At 59.4% G+C, this 15,049-nt stretch carries 15 protein-coding genes; 9 read left to right on the top strand and 6 right to left on the bottom strand.

All coding sequences use genetic code 11. The features are described 5' to 3' along the window. The first annotated feature begins 12 nt into the window (after positions 1 to 12). The 4 genes from C489_RS18815 to C489_RS18800 are packed head-to-tail and all read left to right on the top strand — an operon-like array spanning position 13 to position 3,402. Entirely contained in the window at positions 13 to 861 is an 849-nt protein-coding gene (locus tag C489_RS18815; protein WP_006432953.1) for a PhnD/SsuA/transferrin family substrate-binding protein, read from the top strand. Positions 862 to 887: 26 nt separating this feature from the next. Further along, positions 888 to 1,712, top strand: coding sequence for a phosphonate ABC transporter ATP-binding protein (locus C489_RS18810; protein ID WP_006432952.1), 825 nt, complete (start codon positions 888 to 890; stop codon positions 1,710 to 1,712). Further along, on the top strand, positions 1,709 to 2,740 hold the full coding sequence (gene phnE / locus C489_RS18805) for a phosphonate ABC transporter, permease protein PhnE (RefSeq protein ID WP_006432951.1): 1,032 nt from the start codon (positions 1,709 to 1,711) through the stop codon (positions 2,738 to 2,740). The genes C489_RS18810 and phnE overlap by 4 nt, the downstream gene beginning before the upstream one ends. Then, a complete protein-coding gene (locus C489_RS18800; protein WP_006432950.1) occupies positions 2,737 to 3,402 on the top strand; it encodes a DapH/DapD/GlmU-related protein in 666 nt (221 codons plus the stop codon). Before phnE ends, C489_RS18800 begins: the two co-directional genes overlap by 4 nt. Positions 3,403 to 3,650: 248 nt before the next feature. Here C489_RS18800 and C489_RS18795 read toward each other — a convergent pair whose 3' ends face one another. Then, positions 3,651 to 4,556, bottom strand: a complete 906-nt coding sequence (locus tag C489_RS18795; protein ID WP_006432949.1) for a hypothetical protein — start codon at positions 4,554 to 4,556, stop codon at positions 3,651 to 3,653. 200 nt (positions 4,557 to 4,756) lie between these two features. On the opposite strand from C489_RS18795, the gene C489_RS18790 reads away from it, so the two are divergent. Both C489_RS18790 and C489_RS21725 read left to right on the top strand, forming a co-directional pair. Continuing rightward, on the top strand, positions 4,757 to 5,773 hold the full coding sequence (locus C489_RS18790; RefSeq protein WP_006432948.1) for a phosphate signaling complex PhoU family protein: 1,017 nt from the start codon (positions 4,757 to 4,759) through the stop codon (positions 5,771 to 5,773). A 407-nt stretch (positions 5,774 to 6,180) separates the two neighbouring features. Further along, entirely contained in the window at positions 6,181 to 6,813 is a 633-nt protein-coding gene (locus tag C489_RS21725) for a hypothetical protein (RefSeq protein WP_152423197.1), read from the top strand. A 569-nt stretch (positions 6,814 to 7,382) separates the two neighbouring features. Here C489_RS21725 and C489_RS22930 read toward each other — a convergent pair. Beyond that, positions 7,383 to 7,511 (bottom strand): hypothetical protein, encoded by a 129-nt coding sequence (locus tag C489_RS22930; RefSeq protein WP_275039583.1) that lies wholly within the window; start codon positions 7,509 to 7,511, stop codon positions 7,383 to 7,385. 12 nt (positions 7,512 to 7,523) lie between these two features. Between C489_RS22930 and C489_RS22775 the strand changes: the two genes are divergently transcribed. Both C489_RS22775 and C489_RS18775 read left to right on the top strand, forming a co-directional pair. Further along, on the top strand, positions 7,524 to 7,790 hold the full coding sequence (locus C489_RS22775; protein ID WP_006432947.1) for a transcriptional regulator: 267 nt from the start codon (positions 7,524 to 7,526) through the stop codon (positions 7,788 to 7,790). 378 nt (positions 7,791 to 8,168) lie between these two features. Then, positions 8,169 to 9,218, top strand: coding sequence for an RNA-guided endonuclease TnpB family protein (locus C489_RS18775; protein ID WP_006432946.1), 1,050 nt, complete (start codon positions 8,169 to 8,171; stop codon positions 9,216 to 9,218). Positions 9,219 to 9,587: 369 nt separating this feature from the next. Here the strand turns inward: C489_RS18775 and C489_RS21110 are convergent, their stop codons facing one another. The 4 genes from C489_RS21110 to C489_RS18755 form a co-directional block, all read right to left on the bottom strand. Beyond that, positions 9,588 to 9,899 (bottom strand): AbrB/MazE/SpoVT family DNA-binding domain-containing protein, encoded by a 312-nt coding sequence (locus C489_RS21110; RefSeq protein ID WP_006432945.1) that lies wholly within the window; start codon positions 9,897 to 9,899, stop codon positions 9,588 to 9,590. Positions 9,900 to 10,170: 271 nt separating this feature from the next. Beyond that, on the bottom strand, positions 10,171 to 11,598 hold the full coding sequence (locus C489_RS18765; RefSeq protein WP_049891089.1) for a sodium-dependent transporter: 1,428 nt from the start codon (positions 11,596 to 11,598) through the stop codon (positions 10,171 to 10,173). Positions 11,599 to 12,060: 462 nt separating this feature from the next. Next, positions 12,061 to 13,158 (bottom strand): CNNM domain-containing protein, encoded by a 1,098-nt coding sequence (locus C489_RS18760; protein ID WP_049891115.1) that lies wholly within the window; start codon positions 13,156 to 13,158, stop codon positions 12,061 to 12,063. Between the two features lie 95 nt (positions 13,159 to 13,253). Beyond that, positions 13,254 to 14,357: a CNNM domain-containing protein gene (locus tag C489_RS18755; protein WP_006432942.1), complete on the bottom strand. Its 1,104-nt coding sequence runs from the start codon at positions 14,355 to 14,357 to the stop codon at positions 13,254 to 13,256. A 100-nt stretch (positions 14,358 to 14,457) separates the two neighbouring features. Between C489_RS18755 and C489_RS18750 the strand changes: the two genes are divergently transcribed. After that, the gene (locus C489_RS18750) at positions 14,458 to 14,901 is read left to right on the top strand and encodes a universal stress protein (RefSeq protein ID WP_006432941.1); all 444 of its coding nucleotides are present in this window, start codon (positions 14,458 to 14,460) and stop codon (positions 14,899 to 14,901) included. Positions 14,902 to 15,049 lie beyond the last annotated feature (148 nt).

Genomic DNA, 15,049 nt, shown 5'->3' with positions numbered 1-15,049 from the left:
GAGACCATTACGATGCTACTGACACCGGGCACGCCGGCCGATGCGCGCCGGCGGTACAAACCGGTCCAGAACCTCATCAACGGCGAGGTGGACGGAGTCGATGTGGAGATGCAGGTCCCGACGGACTACTCGGCGATCCGACCCGCCCTCGAAAGCGAGCAGGCCGAGATCGGGATGGACGACATCACGCTCCTCTCTAAGCCCGATATTATGGACGTCTACGGGACGACTGTGACGGGGGGTTCGGCGTTTTACTTCTCCCTAATGCTGGTCCAGCCGGGATCGGATATCCAGGAACGCACTGACATCGAAGGCAAGGAGTGGGCCTTCGCCGATCGGCTCTCGACCAGTGGATCCATCTTCGCGCTGTACACGCTCCAGGAAGCGGGACTCGATATCGGCGACGCGCCGAAGGAAGACCCCGTCGACTTCGACGCGACGTTTACCGACCACGATCAGGCGCTTCAGCGCCTCGCAAACGGCGAAGCTGTCGGCGCGACCACTTGGGGCGGCAACGGGATCCCGCACCTACCCGAGGGAACCGAGGTTCCCGATCGCGTCAACGAAAACAGTTCTTTCCTCGACACGATGGGCACCGAGACGCCGCAGTTCGAGCCGATCTGGTGGTCGTTCCCGATTCCGAAACAGCCGATGTATGCACGCAGTAGCTGGGACTCCGACAAGAAAGCGGAAATCGGCGAGGTACTGCGCAACTCCGATCAGGACCTGATCAAGCAGTACTACCCCGAGGACTACAACGAGGAGGAACTGCCGTTTACCACGCTGCGAGACACCTCGCTCGAGGACTACCAGCCGATCATCGATCGCATGGATACCGTCGGTGTCGATCCGGCAGCCTAACCGCTTGAAATACGCTTTTCAACACAATGAGTACACTCAAAGTCGAGAACTTGTCGAAACAGTACGGGGACGTGACGGCTCTGGAAGACGTGTCGTTCCAGATCGAAGACGAGTTCGCCGTCCTACTAGGGGAATCCGGCGCTGGCAAGTCGACGCTGCTGCGGTGTATCAACGGATTGACCGACCCGACCGAGGGGAGCATCTCCCTCGACGACGAGCCGATCACGGGGTCACAGACGGAGATCGGTATGATCTTTCAGCAGCACAACCTCGTCGACGGCGTCTCGGCGTACCTCAACGCGCTCACGGGGTCGCTCAATCGCGTCTCGATGCTCAAGAGCATGCTCCAGTGGCAGTCACGCGAGGACAAACTCCGCGCGCTGGAAGCCTTAGAGACCGTCGGCCTGCTGGACGAGAGCCACCAGCGGGTCTCCCAAATGTCCGGCGGCCAGCAACAACGCGTCGGCATTGCTCGCGCGCTGGTACAGGACCCGCGCCTGTTGCTCGCCGACGAACCGGTCGCCAGCCTCGACCCCTCGAGCGCCGAGACGGTAATGGGGTATCTCCGAAAGGCCGCCAAGGAACACGACGTGACCGCGCTGGTGAGCCTCCACCAAGTCAATATCGCCGCTCACTTCGGCGACCGGTTCATCGGCCTGCGCGACGGCCGGAAGCTATTCGACGTCGGCCGCGACGAACTCACGCCCGAGCTGATCGATGACCTCTACGGAAGCGTCGAAACCGTCGGGCTAGCCGACCAGGAAAAAACCGTCGAGGAGGCCCTCGACGCGATCGGCGACGACCCCAGCGAGGGAGCGGCTGAAGACGCCCAGCGAGGGATCGAAGCATGAGTGCACCGCCGTCCGAAGGGGACTCACTCGCGGCGTACTTCGGGTACGGAGAGATCGGCGACTCACCGGCCGAACAGAAACTGCAGGATATGAAGCGCCGCAAGACGAAGCGTCGGCTCTGGATGCTGGCCGGATTACTCGCGACCGGTCTGCTGTTCTATGCCAGCCTCCGCGTTATCGGGTTCAACCTCGCGGAACTGGTCGGGCAACTCGACCAGTTCTATGAGGCGTTGCTAGAGTATTTCCCGCCGACGACGTACTTCGGCATCCCGTTTGTCGATCTGGGTGCCTACGTGAGCTTCATGATCGAGGAGAACCTAATTCTCACCGTCGAGGAAGGCCAGATCGTCTGGGGCGCGATGTTCGTTACGATGGCTGTGGCGTTCGCCGGAACAGTGCTGGGCCTGCCACTGGCGCTGTTTTTCGGCGTCATGTCCAGCGAACGGGTCATCCCCTACCCGTTCAACTTCGTCTTCCGCGGGACGATGAGCCTCATCCGTGCCATCCCGGGGCTGGTGTGGTTCCTGATCCTGATTCCGCTCGCGGGCGTCACCCCCTTCACCGGTGCGCTGGCAATCATGGTCGACACCACGGGCTACCTGGGGCGGCTGTTTACCGATGAACTCGAAGAGATCGAAGACGGCCCCATCGAGGGAATCCGTTCGACCGGAGCGAACCGGTCACAGATCGTTTCCTTTGGGATGCTGAGTCAAGTATTCCGGCAGTTCATCGCTTGGATCGCGTTCGACCTCGAACACAACGTCCGGGCCGCCATCGGTCTGGGAATCATCGGTGCGGGGGGGCTGGGACTGGAGCTGTACATCCAGCGCCAGACGTTCAACTACACGGAGATGATGGCCTGTATCATCCTCATCTTCCTGCTGGCTGCCTCCGTCGAATTAGCCAGCCAGCGAGTCCGCTCGGCCCTCCGCGACGATGACGATGTCGAAACGTCGGGCATCATCGAAGCCTTCGCCAACGCACCGCGGAACATCCTCGCCTCGACGATGGGGCGACGCGGACAGTGACCTACTACGAGGACTACGGGCCGGATCGGACGCGCACGCTCGGGCCGGAACCAACGCTGCACGACCCCGTCTCGATCACCGAGAGCGAACTCGGAGCATGGACGGAGGTTCGGCCCCACGCCCGGCTCAACGAGTCGGCCATCGGGGAGTACACCTATCTCATGGAGCGGGTCCAACTCGATTACGCCACCGTCGGGAAGTTCGGCAACGTCGCGGCCGACGCTCGGCTCGGCCCGACGAACCATCCGATCGACCGCCCGACGGCCCACCACTTCACCTACCGGACGGCGATGTACGACCTCGGCAGCGACGACGAGTCGATATTCGAATGGCGGGCCGATCAGCCGGTCGAGATCGGTCATGACGTCTGGATCGGCCACGGTGCAATCGTCCTGCCTGGCATCACTATCGGTAACGGTGCGGTTGTCGGTGCCGGTGCCGTCGTCACCAGGGACGTCCCCGCCTACACTGTCGTCGCCGGGGTCCCTGCCGAACCGATCCGCCGACGGTTCTCCGAGGACGTCGCCGCTCGAGTCGAGGCGACCGAGTGGTGGCACTGGGATCACGCGACGCTGGCCGAGCGGCTCGACGCGTTCCGCGATCTGGAGACCTTTCTCTCGAGATACGCGCCTGCGGAGCCCGATCGGGTACCCTCGGACTGACGGCTTCGGACCCAGACGGAGCGATCTCAGCAAGTGGTTTTCTCTTTCACAATTGGCCACGTTCGAGTGGTTCCCTCCACCTGAAAACGGGTATCAGTCTCATCGAGGCGTTGCTCGTCGAACCTCGCGGTCGCTCGAATCGCTACGGAGGCAGGAGCGGCGTGCGCTCGTCAGGGCCGTGAGCGTGCTCGGTCAGTTCCTGACGGGCTCGTGCCGGTCGTTCGTGGCTGGCGGTCGGTCCGTGCGCCTCAAATTTCGACGTGATCCGGTTGGAGACCAGAGTGGATTTGCACCGCCAGCTCCGCCGCGTCGACCCAGTAGTAGATCGCTCGCTCGAGCGCTCGCGTAATCGTCACCAGATAGCCGTACATGTCCGGATCGTATGCCGTCACGAGTTCGAACAGTTCGTCTAGGTCTCGATGGACGATTTCCTCCTGCTCGCGGAGCTGTCCGTGAACCTCGAGCTCACAGTCGAACAAGATCCGCGAGAGGTAGTCGTTAATTCGTGCGCCCGAGGCAAAGATGTCAGTCATGCGCTCACCGACGATACCGCTCGCGTCGGTGTCCTCGCGGTCGACGACAGCGGCGATGAAACAGGCACGATCCCCGACGATTTCGAGGTTCGTCGCAATAGTCGACAAGTCCGCTGCGATGCGGTTGCCCGGCCAGTCGGTCGTCAGCGTGTACGACTTCAGTTCCGCGAGGACTGCCGAGTAGCGCTCGTTAGTGAGCGACTCAAGGGTCTTGGCTGACTGCTCGACATCCTCGCCGAGAAACGCTGCACGGGCGGCGTCGTACTGCTGTGTAGTCACCGACTCCAGACGGTCGAGCAGTTCCAGTACCTCCGTTCCGTGATCACCGCTCTCCGCATTCGAGACCATCTCCGTGACGCTGGTATCGGACCCGTATAGTTTCGAGATATGCCTCGAATTATCATACAGTGCCGCGTCATCGACGACGTAGCCTTTGCGCACGATGTCCGCGGCTTTGAGTTCCTGCAATAGCTCCGAGAGGTACTGTTCGGAGATATCGACCGTCCGGGCCAGTTCCGCTTTCGTTTCGGGTGCGGTCCTGTCGATCGCTTCGACGATGTGGACACGCGTCGCGTCACGGCCGCCCGCCCCGAGCGGGCGCTGCCATGTTTGGCGGGACATACCCGCTGATCTCGGCTCCCGATGTTAGAGTTGTGCAACAGACTGTCCGGACGGCTATATATCTCCGTGACCGGATCAAAACGGACCCGGTTCAAACCACGCATCCACATACAATCATAAATACTGATATATTCTCCTCGGTATCGGCACGGACCAGTCATACCAACCTTAAGGTGTTCTTGGTCGATGGCGGTCCGTATATGGAGACACGGAAAGTTCAGCTCTCCGGGGGGACGACGTACACGATCTCGCTTCCGAAGTCGTGGGCACAGGAACACGGCATCGACGCTGGATCCGCGCTCTCGCTGTATCCCAACGGCGACGGTTCGCTGCTGGTCGAGACGGGGGCGGACCGAACGACGGAGACACGGTCGACGACTGTGGACGTCTCGACAGACTCAGACAGCGCCATCAGACAGTGGATTCACGCGCTGCACGCCGTCGGCTTCGATACGGTGACGCTGGTCGACAGGACGGGACACTCGACCGAACATCGTGAGATCATCGAGGACACGGTCGCGAACCTCTCTGGATTCGAGTTGCTGGAAGCCGGTGACACCAAAATACGGCTGACGAACCTCATCGATGCCGAGAACGTCGACATACGCAAGTCGATGCTTCGCCTCCGCCTCGTGATGCTCGGGATGCACCGTGATGCGGTGAGTGCCGTCCTGACCGACGACGAGACGCTGGCACAGCGCGTCATCGACCGCGACAACGAGGCCGACAAGTTGTTCGCGATGGTGACTCGCCACTTCCGACGGGCGCTGACGAACCTCCACGAGGTCGAGAAACTCGAGTACACCCGGGACGAACTGTTCGAATACTACTACGTCTGCCGGCAGTTCGAGCGCATTGCAGATCACGCCGAAAGGATCGCTCGCTTTACCTCCGATCCCGAAGTCACAATACCGGCGAGCTTCGAGGACCGGATCGATTCGTTGGCCTCGAGTTCCAGACAGATTATCAATAGCGCTGCGGACGTGATCCTTGCCGACGCCGGAGTCGAGGGGGCACAAACGGCGCTTACCCAACGGGACGAACTGACGGCAGACCTCAGATCGCTCGATCGGGACCTCTATGCCCACGACGATCCTGCCGAGGCCTATGTCGTCGGCCTCCTCCTCAACAGTATCCGTCGAACCGGCGAGTACGGCGCGAACATCGCTGGTATTGCGATCCAGCAGTGCGCTCGTGAGTGTGAGTGTCCCGATTGAGTGATCAGTTTCCGTCGTGACCCATCCAAGCTGCCGGCGCTTCGATCCGACTGGCTCACGGGGGTCAACCTCGATCGTTCCGCCAGCAGTGAGCTAGCTATCCCGCCACAGACGCATATCCTATACTGTGTATATATCACAGGGGATTCCTCATAGCAGCCGTTTTGCGTGTACCATACCCCCTTCTAATCAGTGCCGTCAGACTCCCGAAAGCGCCAGAAGACTCCGTTATGTCCCATCAGCACGGACCCTCTCAAGAGGAGAACAGTGAGACCGATCGTTACGGGCGACGTGGGGTGCTTGCGACGCTCGTAACCGGTATGGGCGCAGTAGCAGGCTGTGTTTCGAGAACACAAGAGCAGAGCCGAGGAAATATCGTCCGTCAATATTCCGTTCGGACACCGCGTGTGAAAGAGGACGTTCGCGTAACTATCCCCAGAACCGTTTACCGGACGGCCCGTGAGGAAAAAGCCGCGATTTCAAACGCTGTTACTGCTGCTCAAAAGAACGAATTTCTCGACGGCGTTGTCCGCCGCATCATAGACTCGTCTTCCTCTATTCCTCAGGCGCTTCATGCCGTCCAATCCTTCGTTGACACTATTGACTACGCCACAGATAGAGAGTCAACGGGGACTACTGAATACGTCCGCTACCCATCTGAGACCCTTGTGGACGGTGAGGGTGACTGTGATGACAAAGCCGTTCTCCTGGCTGGGCTCCTTTCTCGTCCGCCTTTTAATTACAAAACGGGGCTTGTCTTCCCACCGAACCATTGTGCAACACTTGTACCTCGGAGCGAGCTCCCCGCTCAATCCGTTTCAGTAGACCCGCTACGTGTGACAGTGAACGGGACGGAGTTCGTATATATCGAGTCAGTTGCGGACGTTCCCTTGGGGCGCTGGGCAGAAGACTACGGTGAGAACCCCATTCTTGCCACATACGTGGGTTTCTGGCAGATCCACAATATGGGTGAATTGCTGGCGTCGGCTGAGCGAGCACTGGACGGCGATTTGTTGTCGACACTTCGAGCATATACGTAGTGCCTGTTATAGAACTGAGGCGAGAAAACCCACTACTTCAGTCGTGGGATGAATCGCCGCACGGTTCACAACCGCCCAAACCGCAACATTTGAGCGTCCACCTGCCGTCTCTGATGGTGTCGGGACGATGGATTCCCATCGGTTCTCGGCAGTCCATAAACTGGCAGTTGACTCGGTGTTTGCCTCATCAAAAAGTAAGCCCGTGGACAGCAGAACCGACACAACATAATCAGATACCTCCGAGTCCTTCGCGGGATAGGAGTAACGGGGGCGTGGCACTCCCACCGGCACGTCGGGTCTGAAACCCGAAGAGACCACCGAACCGCCCGTTGGTGGGCGTGGGAAGCCCACGACTTTAGTCGTGGGAGGATGTCACTCATATTCATCGGCACACTGTGCATAAGCTGGCCCTTACTGTAAGGCAACGCCACTATTCAGTGAACCGCCAGAAACCAAGAGCGAGATGGGATCACCGCTCGAGTGAGTGCTGCTGCAGCCTGCTACTACGGGCACGGACGGAACGCTCACTCGAGATTCTATGACTCGGCGACCGCGCCGTCTTCGTGACGCTAGACGGGGTCGTAGTAGAACCGCTTGCCGGTCACGATGGAAACGGTCGTCCGCTCGGTGAGCGTCGAGAGGACTCCGAACACGCCACGCTCGAGTCCGATCGGATCGACGAAATCGTCTCGGAACACGGCCTCCTAGCAGTGACTAACAACACCCTTTCAACCGAACAGTCGCTCGAGACGGAACGCCGATCGATCCGAGACAACGGGATTGCGTTTTCCAGACAAGAACAGTTCGAGAGCGTTGTCGGTGTTGAAACCTCGTTCGGCCTCGACGAGCGCGAGCCAGCCGCTGCAATCGGGGTCTGTGGCCTCCTCGAGCGACTGTCCGGTCGCTACCTCCAAGAGGACATCACCGGGCAGGTACTCAGCACGGCGAAGTCGATACAAGTCGAACTGACGCAGTGATTGGGCAGGGAGATAGAATCGTCCGAGGGCCGAAAAGCGACAGGGCCGACGACGGGAAGGGGGGGACCCGTCGCCGGAGGCCACAGTAGGGTGTTGGTAGGTGGCTGATTGGATCGTGCGGTCTGTCGCACAGCGGGTTGCGCGACAGCTATCATGTTCGGGAAGACCCCTATCAACTTCTATCCGATTCTCAGTGACTCGAAGTCGTACTGTCCGCTCGAGCAGTGTCTCTTCCACGCCGTTACAGGTTGAACAGGCGCAATGCCACGGTCTTTAGGCCGTGGATACGTGCCGTCAATTAATGACGCAAACCACCGACGATAGCACGGCCTGATATTCTAACATATACTTAATCAATCGTATCTAATTACGATTGTAATGGTCACGGTGACTGTCACCGCGAAGTTCCACAACCCATCTTTCTCACGGCGGAAAGAGTGGCAACGTGCCTCTCGACTCTACCGTGACACCAAGCAATTCTGCATCGAGGGATGGGAGAACAGCGACTTCGGCAACTCCGTGACCACGGCCAGTATCGACAATGACCTCTACTCGGCTATCCAAAACCAAGCTATCCGAGAGGCCAAATCTGACCACAATAAGGATGGAGAGGTTCGATACCGAGAAAGTCAGCCGTTCGCCGTTAACAACCAGAACTGGGAGATCGACACGACCGAGAACGGTACGGTCGTCGTCGGATTCCCGTGTGTCTCCCAATGGTGGTACACGCCAATCGAAGTGTCCGACGACATAGCCGACCCCGTAGACCGACTGGTCGAGGAAGACACCGACAAGACCCGACTCCAGGTCTACCGTCGTGGCGACGATTGGTACTGTACGTTTACTATCGAATACGACACTGACACGTCAGGAGAAACACCCATCGGCGTCGATATAGGCGAACGTCACATCCTCGCCGTGACTGCCTACGGTGAGGACGAGTCGATGTTGGTGTCTGGTGGTGAGGCGAAGTACGTTCGACGCAAATATCGTTCCCTACGCGATTCGCTTTCGGAAGCGAGTGCGCTTCGCGCACGCAACCGCGTGGGTAACAAAGAGGAGCGTCGAATCAAAGACATGAACCACAAACTCTCCCGTCGCCTCATCACGTTCGCGGAACAGTGTGAGAACCCCGTAATTCGGATGGAAGACCTCGAAGGTATCCGTGAGAGTAGTTCGTGGTCGGGTGTCCACTCATGGCATTTCCACCAACTCCAACAGTTCATCACGTACAAAGCCGAACACGCTGGTATTCGCGTCGAGAAGGTCGATGCGTACCACACCAGTCAGGAGTGTTCGGTGTGTGGTTCGATGGGAACCCGTGCTGGCGACTACTTTTCGTGTTCGGAGTGCGGTCGTGGACGCCACGCCGACCTGAACGCGTCGGAGAATATCGCACAACGAGAGGGTGAACCATGCACGGCGTAGCAGTTCGGCTGACGCGAACCGTGCTTCCTCGCTGGTTGAATAGCCAGTCGTCTTTGACGCCCGCTGTATGCGGGGAGGAAGGCCCCATTGACAGGGCTGTACGCGCTGCAAAGCACGTCCTTGGTCACAACTGGATGGCGACCGTCGACGGGTCACGCGAAAGCGTACTTGAACCCCGAGGAAACGCGCAACCTGAATATCCACTTCGTGGATTCCCGCGTCTGTAGGCGTGGGAGGATGCCAATGGACTGATGTAACCCTCTATCTCGCCGGACGCGACTCGGTCGATCCACTCTTCGACAGTATCACTCCCCGGCTCGTCGTCCAAATAGGCAACGAGTGGTTCTGTATCGAAAACGATCGCGTCCGTCATTCGTCCTCCGTGCCGCTGGAAAAACGGTCTACTACGTCATCGTCTCGCTGTTTGTCGCGTTCGCGTTCCTCGCGAAGGACCGCTGTTCCGGGACGGTCCGCATCGCCGTCCCGCTCGAGACCGCGGAACTCTCGCATCGAGCCGACTGGTCGGACCACGATTTCTCCATCCTCGTTCTCGACGAATTTGACTCGTCCTGGCGCCGGAATTCCGTGTTTCTCCCGGAGCCGCTTTGGGATCGTCGCCTGCCCTTTTTCCGTCACTGAAACAACACGCTCCTCACCGTTCGACGGAGTATTACTTGACATTAGTAACACCTTTGTGTCAAATCACTTAGTTCTGTTCCCGGATCAGTAGGAGTCCCCTCGGTTGGGAACCAGCAGGTCAGCATTCCACCCGACCGCATAGTAGCAACCCTCTATTGCTGCTAACGACTCGTACTGCGGCTATCTAATGAATGAATATATGCTAGTCAGCCTTCGGCGCTTATTGCGTTCGATTTGAGCAGGTTCACAACACCGATAACGGGGAACGCGATCTACGTTACGACAGTCGGTACCGTTCGCAGTACCCGCCTTCTCAGTCCGCACTCTCGTTCAGTTGCGGTCGCGTTTCGGAGACGGTGCGGCAGGCCACTACCACGAGTACCAGCAGCGTCACCAGCGACGTGACCACCAACGACCCTCTTCCGACTGAAAGCCCGACGAGGGCTGCGACGTCGGTGTAGAACGTAAAGAGGAGAAACGCCGGGAAGACGGTCCCAATCGCGTATCGCCACGGGATTACCAGTGGGCGCGAGATCGGTCCCGCGCCTTTGAGGTACTCTTCGATCGCGGCCGGACCGAGTACCCAGGCTGCGTACAGCATGAACCCGGTCAGGCCCAACACCAAAAGCAGATTAACGAGCTGGTCCGCGAATAGCGTAAACACTGCGGGGTTGAACGCGTTCACGCCGCCGGTCAGTGCGACCAGCGCGAAGAGCCCGCCGGTCGCCGTTGACCGCTCGAGGTCGAACTCGTCGACCAGGAGCGAAACCGGAATCTCGAGCATGCTGACTAGGCTCGTGAAGGCGGCGAGCAGAACCACGAGGAAGAAGACTGCGCCGAGGAGTCGTCCGCCAGGCAGACTCGCGAACGCGCCGGCGATCCCAACGAACAGGGCACCGGGACCGCCCCCAGTGGGTCCCGATGCGAACGAGAACAGCAACGGAAACACCACGAGTCCGGCCAAGATGCCGATACCGAGATTAAACACAGCGATGGCTGAGGCGTCGAGGGGGAGCGACCGATCGTCGTTGATGTAGGAGGCGTAGGTGATCATCGTCCCGCTGCCGATCGAGAGGGTGAACAGTGCCTGGCCAGCAGCGGCCCCGAGTATCGACAGGAAGTTCTCCGTGAGGTAGGTACCGTCGAACCCGAGGTAGAACTCGTATCCCTGCGTTGCGCCGGGCTGCTGGCCCGCCCAGATCGCGAGTCCGATGAGTAACACGACGATGCCGGGCATCATCACCTTCGTCGTTGCCTCAATGCCGCGTCTGATCCCCGCAGCGATGATCAGGGATGTGATTGCGAGGACGGCGAGTTGATACCCGAACGCTTCGGCACCGTAGCTAATCGTCGCGAAGTGGGTCTCGGGAGCCGCGAAATAGGCACCCGTCGCGCTCTCGAGGAAGTAGCGAAGGATCCACCCGCCGACAACGCTGTAGAACGACAGGAGTACGATCGAGGTGACGACACAGAGCGCGCCCAACGCCGTCCAGAAGCGCGATCCGGCGAGCGATTTGAACGCCCCGACTGGGTTCCGGTTCGACCGTCGGCCAATCACGAACGCAGCCAGCAAGCCCGGCACCCCGACGGTAAGGACGATGAGCAGATACAATAACAGAAAGGCGCTGCCGCCGTTCTCCGCAGTCATCCACGGGAACCGCCAGATATTCCCCAAGCCGACGGCGCTTCCAACCGCGGCCAGGATGAATCCTGTCCGACTCGACCAACTTTCACGTCCCATCTTGTCTCAGCGAATCGACTCGGTACGCATAAGGGTTGTTGATCAGTGGCATAGGTTTAGTCGTGGTTACATGCACGCGGTAGCCCCTGGATCTGTCTCTTATACACATCTCNGGGTTGTTGATCAGTGGCATAGGTTTAGTCGTGGTTACATGCACGCGGTAGCCCCTGGATCCGTGAGCGGGCGCGGAATATCCCTGCACGACGAAGTTCGGAACGACGGGAGTAGTTCCAGAAGCGGGCGGCGAGCGTGAACTCGAGCCCATACCCAAACCGGTCGGACCCCGGACGATCCTCACACGATCCGAGCTGGCGGCCGTGAACGAACAGTCGAGGTGACCCGCTATGAGAGTGGCGCTGCAGAACTCGCAATCAAGTGACTCAACGACTGCTCTTCCGCAAGCTAGCTCAACTAGACCGTTCCTGGTCAACTATCTCGTGATAATAAAACCTCAGGTCGTCCTCAGGTCCCGGTCGGATCTGTTTCGCCGCGCGCGTGTCCGGCCCTCTTGTCTATCGGGTCTTCGAGGTCACCCATGACCTCCTCGAAGGCGCCCGTCGAAGTCAGGAGACCAACGATCTCGCCGTCCTCGGTGACGAGGGCGAGTTCCTGGTTTTCCGTCTGGAAACGGTCGATGGCGTCGTTGATTTCCTCCTTGGCCGGAAGCGTCATCGGCGACGCGGCGATATCTTCGATGTCGATGTCGCCGCTCATGACCTCCTCGAAATGGTTCGTGATCGTCGGGAGATAAACGATTCCATGGAAGTCGTCTATGTCCTCGCCGACCACTGGGTAGCGAGAATGGGAGTGTTCCTCGACGAGCGCGAGGTTCTCATCAGGGGTGTTCTCGGTCGAGAGTGCGACGATCTCCTCGCGTGGAACCATGATCACCTCGACCGGGATATCGCCAACGGCCAGCGCGTTCATCACCTCCTGCCGGCGTTCTGCGGGAACGTTTCCTGCTTCGAGGGTCGAGCTGAAGCGTTTGTAGAGGCCCGCACGCCCCTGCATGACGTCGGATTCGGTTTCGAGCCACGCGCCGGTCATCTCGACGCCGAACAGCGAAAGCGTCCATTTCGCTGCCCCGTCTCCAAACTGGATGACCGGCCAGATGGCCCGCGTCCACCAGTACAGCGGCGTCGCACAGCACCGACAGACCAGTTTCGAGCGCTCGACGCCGAGATAGGTAGGGGTCTGCTCGCCGTGGGTGAGATGGACGAGGTTGACGATGAGAAACGCGAGGATGGCCCCTGCGCCGACCGATGCGAGAACGGTCCCACCGAACAGCGGTTCGAAGATGGCCGTGAGCGCGGGTTCGGCGACGATACCGACCGCGATGCTCGAGAACGTAATCCCGATTTGGCAACTGGTCAAGTAAATCTCCAAATTCTGAGTCATCTCCCACGCGCGTTCGAGAGCGCTTCTTCCGGGTTCCACGAACTCCGCTTCGGAATACTGTCGGGCGCGGGTCAGCGCGAACTCGATGGCGACGAAAAACCCGTTGGCGAGAATGAGTAATAGACCGGCGATAAGCCTGATAGAGGCTTCGAGCGCGGTCATCGGCATACCAAGTTATATGACTAGCAACACGGATAAACGGCTTGTCTGCAAACCAATTCTTCGCGCTACGACGGCTCCCGTCCTCACGAGGTTTCTCAAGCCGGGTCGCTTTGGGAGTCTAGTCCCGATGCGTCGTCCCCGCGTCGTTCGCGCTGGTAGGCGTCAATGGGGTCTTCGAGTTCGCCCATCACTTCCTCGAAGGCGTCCGTCGAGGTTAGCAGGCCAACGACTCGTCCCTCCTCAGTGACGAGGGCGAGTTCCTGATTTTCCGCCTGGAAGCGGTCGATGGCGTCGCTGATTTCCACGTCGGCCGGCAGCGTCATCGGCGGCTCGGCGAGGTCTTCGATGTCGATGTCACCGTTTTTGAACGCCTCGTACTGGTTTGTGATCGTCGCGAGATAAACGGCCCCTCGGAAATCGTCGATGTCTTCGCCGACCAGTGGAAAGCGGAGATGTGGATGCTCCTCGATGACCGCGAGGTTTTCGTCGGGGGTGTTCTCGGTCGAGAGTGCGGCGATTTCCTCGCGCGGCACCATGCTGTCACGGACGGGGATTTCCTTGACCACCAACGCATTCATCACTTCCTGACGACGCTCTTCGGGAACCTCGCTGTCGAGTATCGACCCGAGTTGTCGGTGGAGGTCCGCACGCTTTTCGATGTCCTCGCCGTCAGATTCGAGCCACGCGCCGGTCATTTCGACGCCGAACAGCGAAAGCGTCCATTTCGCCACCCAGTCACCGATGAGGAGAATCGGTCGAATGACCCACGTGAACCAATACAGCGGCGTCGCGCCGTAGCGGCAGACCTGTTTCGAGCGCTCGACGCCGAGGTAGGTGGGGGCCTGTTCGCCATAGATCTTGTGCACCAGGCTCACGATGATGTACGCCAAGATCACGCCCGCGCCGATCGACGCGAGAACCGTCCCACCGAACAACGGCTCGAACAGCGCTGCAAGCGCGGGTTCGGCGACGATACCCAGTGCGATGCTACAGGCGGTGATGCCGACCTGACACCCGGTGAGATAGATTTCGAGGTCCTCGGTCATCTCCCACGCGCGTTCGAGACCGGGTTCCATGAATTCCGCTTCGGAATACTGTCGGGCACGGGTCAGCGCGAACTCGATAGTGACGAAAAACCCGTTGGCGAGAATCAACGCGGCACCCGCGACAAGACGGAGGAGTATTTCGGGTGCTTGCATTCAGTATTGGTCCATCGATACGGCATCGAGGCAAAAAAGCATGGGGGAGGGTACCCGCTCGGGGGCACGCTTTTTGCCGTTCGGCCAATAGAACTTCGACGTGTACCGCGACGTCCTTATCCCGACGGATGGCTCTGACGCGAGCGTCACAGCGCTGAATCACGGGCTGGAAATCGCGTCGAGTATGGGTGCCGAGGTGCATCTCCTGCACGTTGTAGACGTTGGGACAGAGATGTCCTCATCCGCTGTTGGCGACATCGCGGATGACCTCACCGAAGCGCTTGATGAGGAAGCGGAAGAGGCGCTCGAGCAGGCCGAGAAAATGGCCGATGAGGCCGGAGTTACGTCCGAACGAGCCGTTCTCGAGGGATTTCCGGAAGACGCAATACCTCAGTATAGCGCCGATAACGGGATCGACCTCATCGTGATCGGAGAAAGCGAGGATTCGACCCTCACAGAACGACTCTTCGGGAGCACGACAGAAGACGTTCTCGAGTCGGTGACTTCCTCGGTTCTGGTCGCTCGGAATGAGTCCCGCTCGTAGAAATTACCGTTATCGTATCAGTCCATCAGAGAACGAGCCACAGGATGCTAGCCCTCCGGATGACGATTCAAGACGAACCGGTAGATCTGGGCCCGGCTCGAGAGATGATCGTTGAACCGCACTCTCCCTGGCAATCGATTACACGCCT

It is taken from the genome of Natrinema versiforme JCM 10478 (assembly GCF_000337195.1).
Lineage (GTDB): Archaea > Halobacteriota > Halobacteria > Halobacteriales > Natrialbaceae > Natrinema > Natrinema versiforme.
Note: the sequence above shows the minus strand (reverse complement) of the source record. Positions and strands in the feature narration are given on the sequence as shown.

What these genes read in the sequence shown, in the direction of transcription:
- C489_RS18815 (WP_006432953.1), top strand. Translation starts at nt 13, where the DNA reads ATGCTACTGACACCGGGCACGCCGGCCGATGCGCGCCGGCGGTACAAA.
- C489_RS18810 (WP_006432952.1), top strand. Translation starts at nt 888, where the DNA reads ATGAGTACACTCAAAGTCGAGAACTTGTCGAAACAGTACGGGGACGTG.
- phnE (WP_006432951.1), top strand. Translation starts at nt 1,709, where the DNA reads ATGAGTGCACCGCCGTCCGAAGGGGACTCACTCGCGGCGTACTTCGGG.
- C489_RS18795 (WP_006432949.1), bottom strand. Translation starts at nt 4,556, where the DNA reads ATGTCCCGCCAAACATGGCAGCGCCCGCTCGGGGCGGGCGGCCGTGAC.
- C489_RS18790 (WP_006432948.1), top strand. Translation starts at nt 4,757, where the DNA reads ATGGAGACACGGAAAGTTCAGCTCTCCGGGGGGACGACGTACACGATC.
- C489_RS18775 (WP_006432946.1), top strand. Translation starts at nt 8,169, where the DNA reads ATGGTCACGGTGACTGTCACCGCGAAGTTCCACAACCCATCTTTCTCA.
- C489_RS21110 (WP_006432945.1), bottom strand. Translation starts at nt 9,899, where the DNA reads ATGTCAAGTAATACTCCGTCGAACGGTGAGGAGCGTGTTGTTTCAGTG.
- C489_RS18765 (WP_049891089.1), bottom strand. Translation starts at nt 11,598, where the DNA reads ATGGGACGTGAAAGTTGGTCGAGTCGGACAGGATTCATCCTGGCCGCG.
- C489_RS18760 (WP_049891115.1), bottom strand. Translation starts at nt 13,158, where the DNA reads ATGACCGCGCTCGAAGCCTCTATCAGGCTTATCGCCGGTCTATTACTC.
- C489_RS18755 (WP_006432942.1), bottom strand. Translation starts at nt 14,357, where the DNA reads ATGCAAGCACCCGAAATACTCCTCCGTCTTGTCGCGGGTGCCGCGTTG.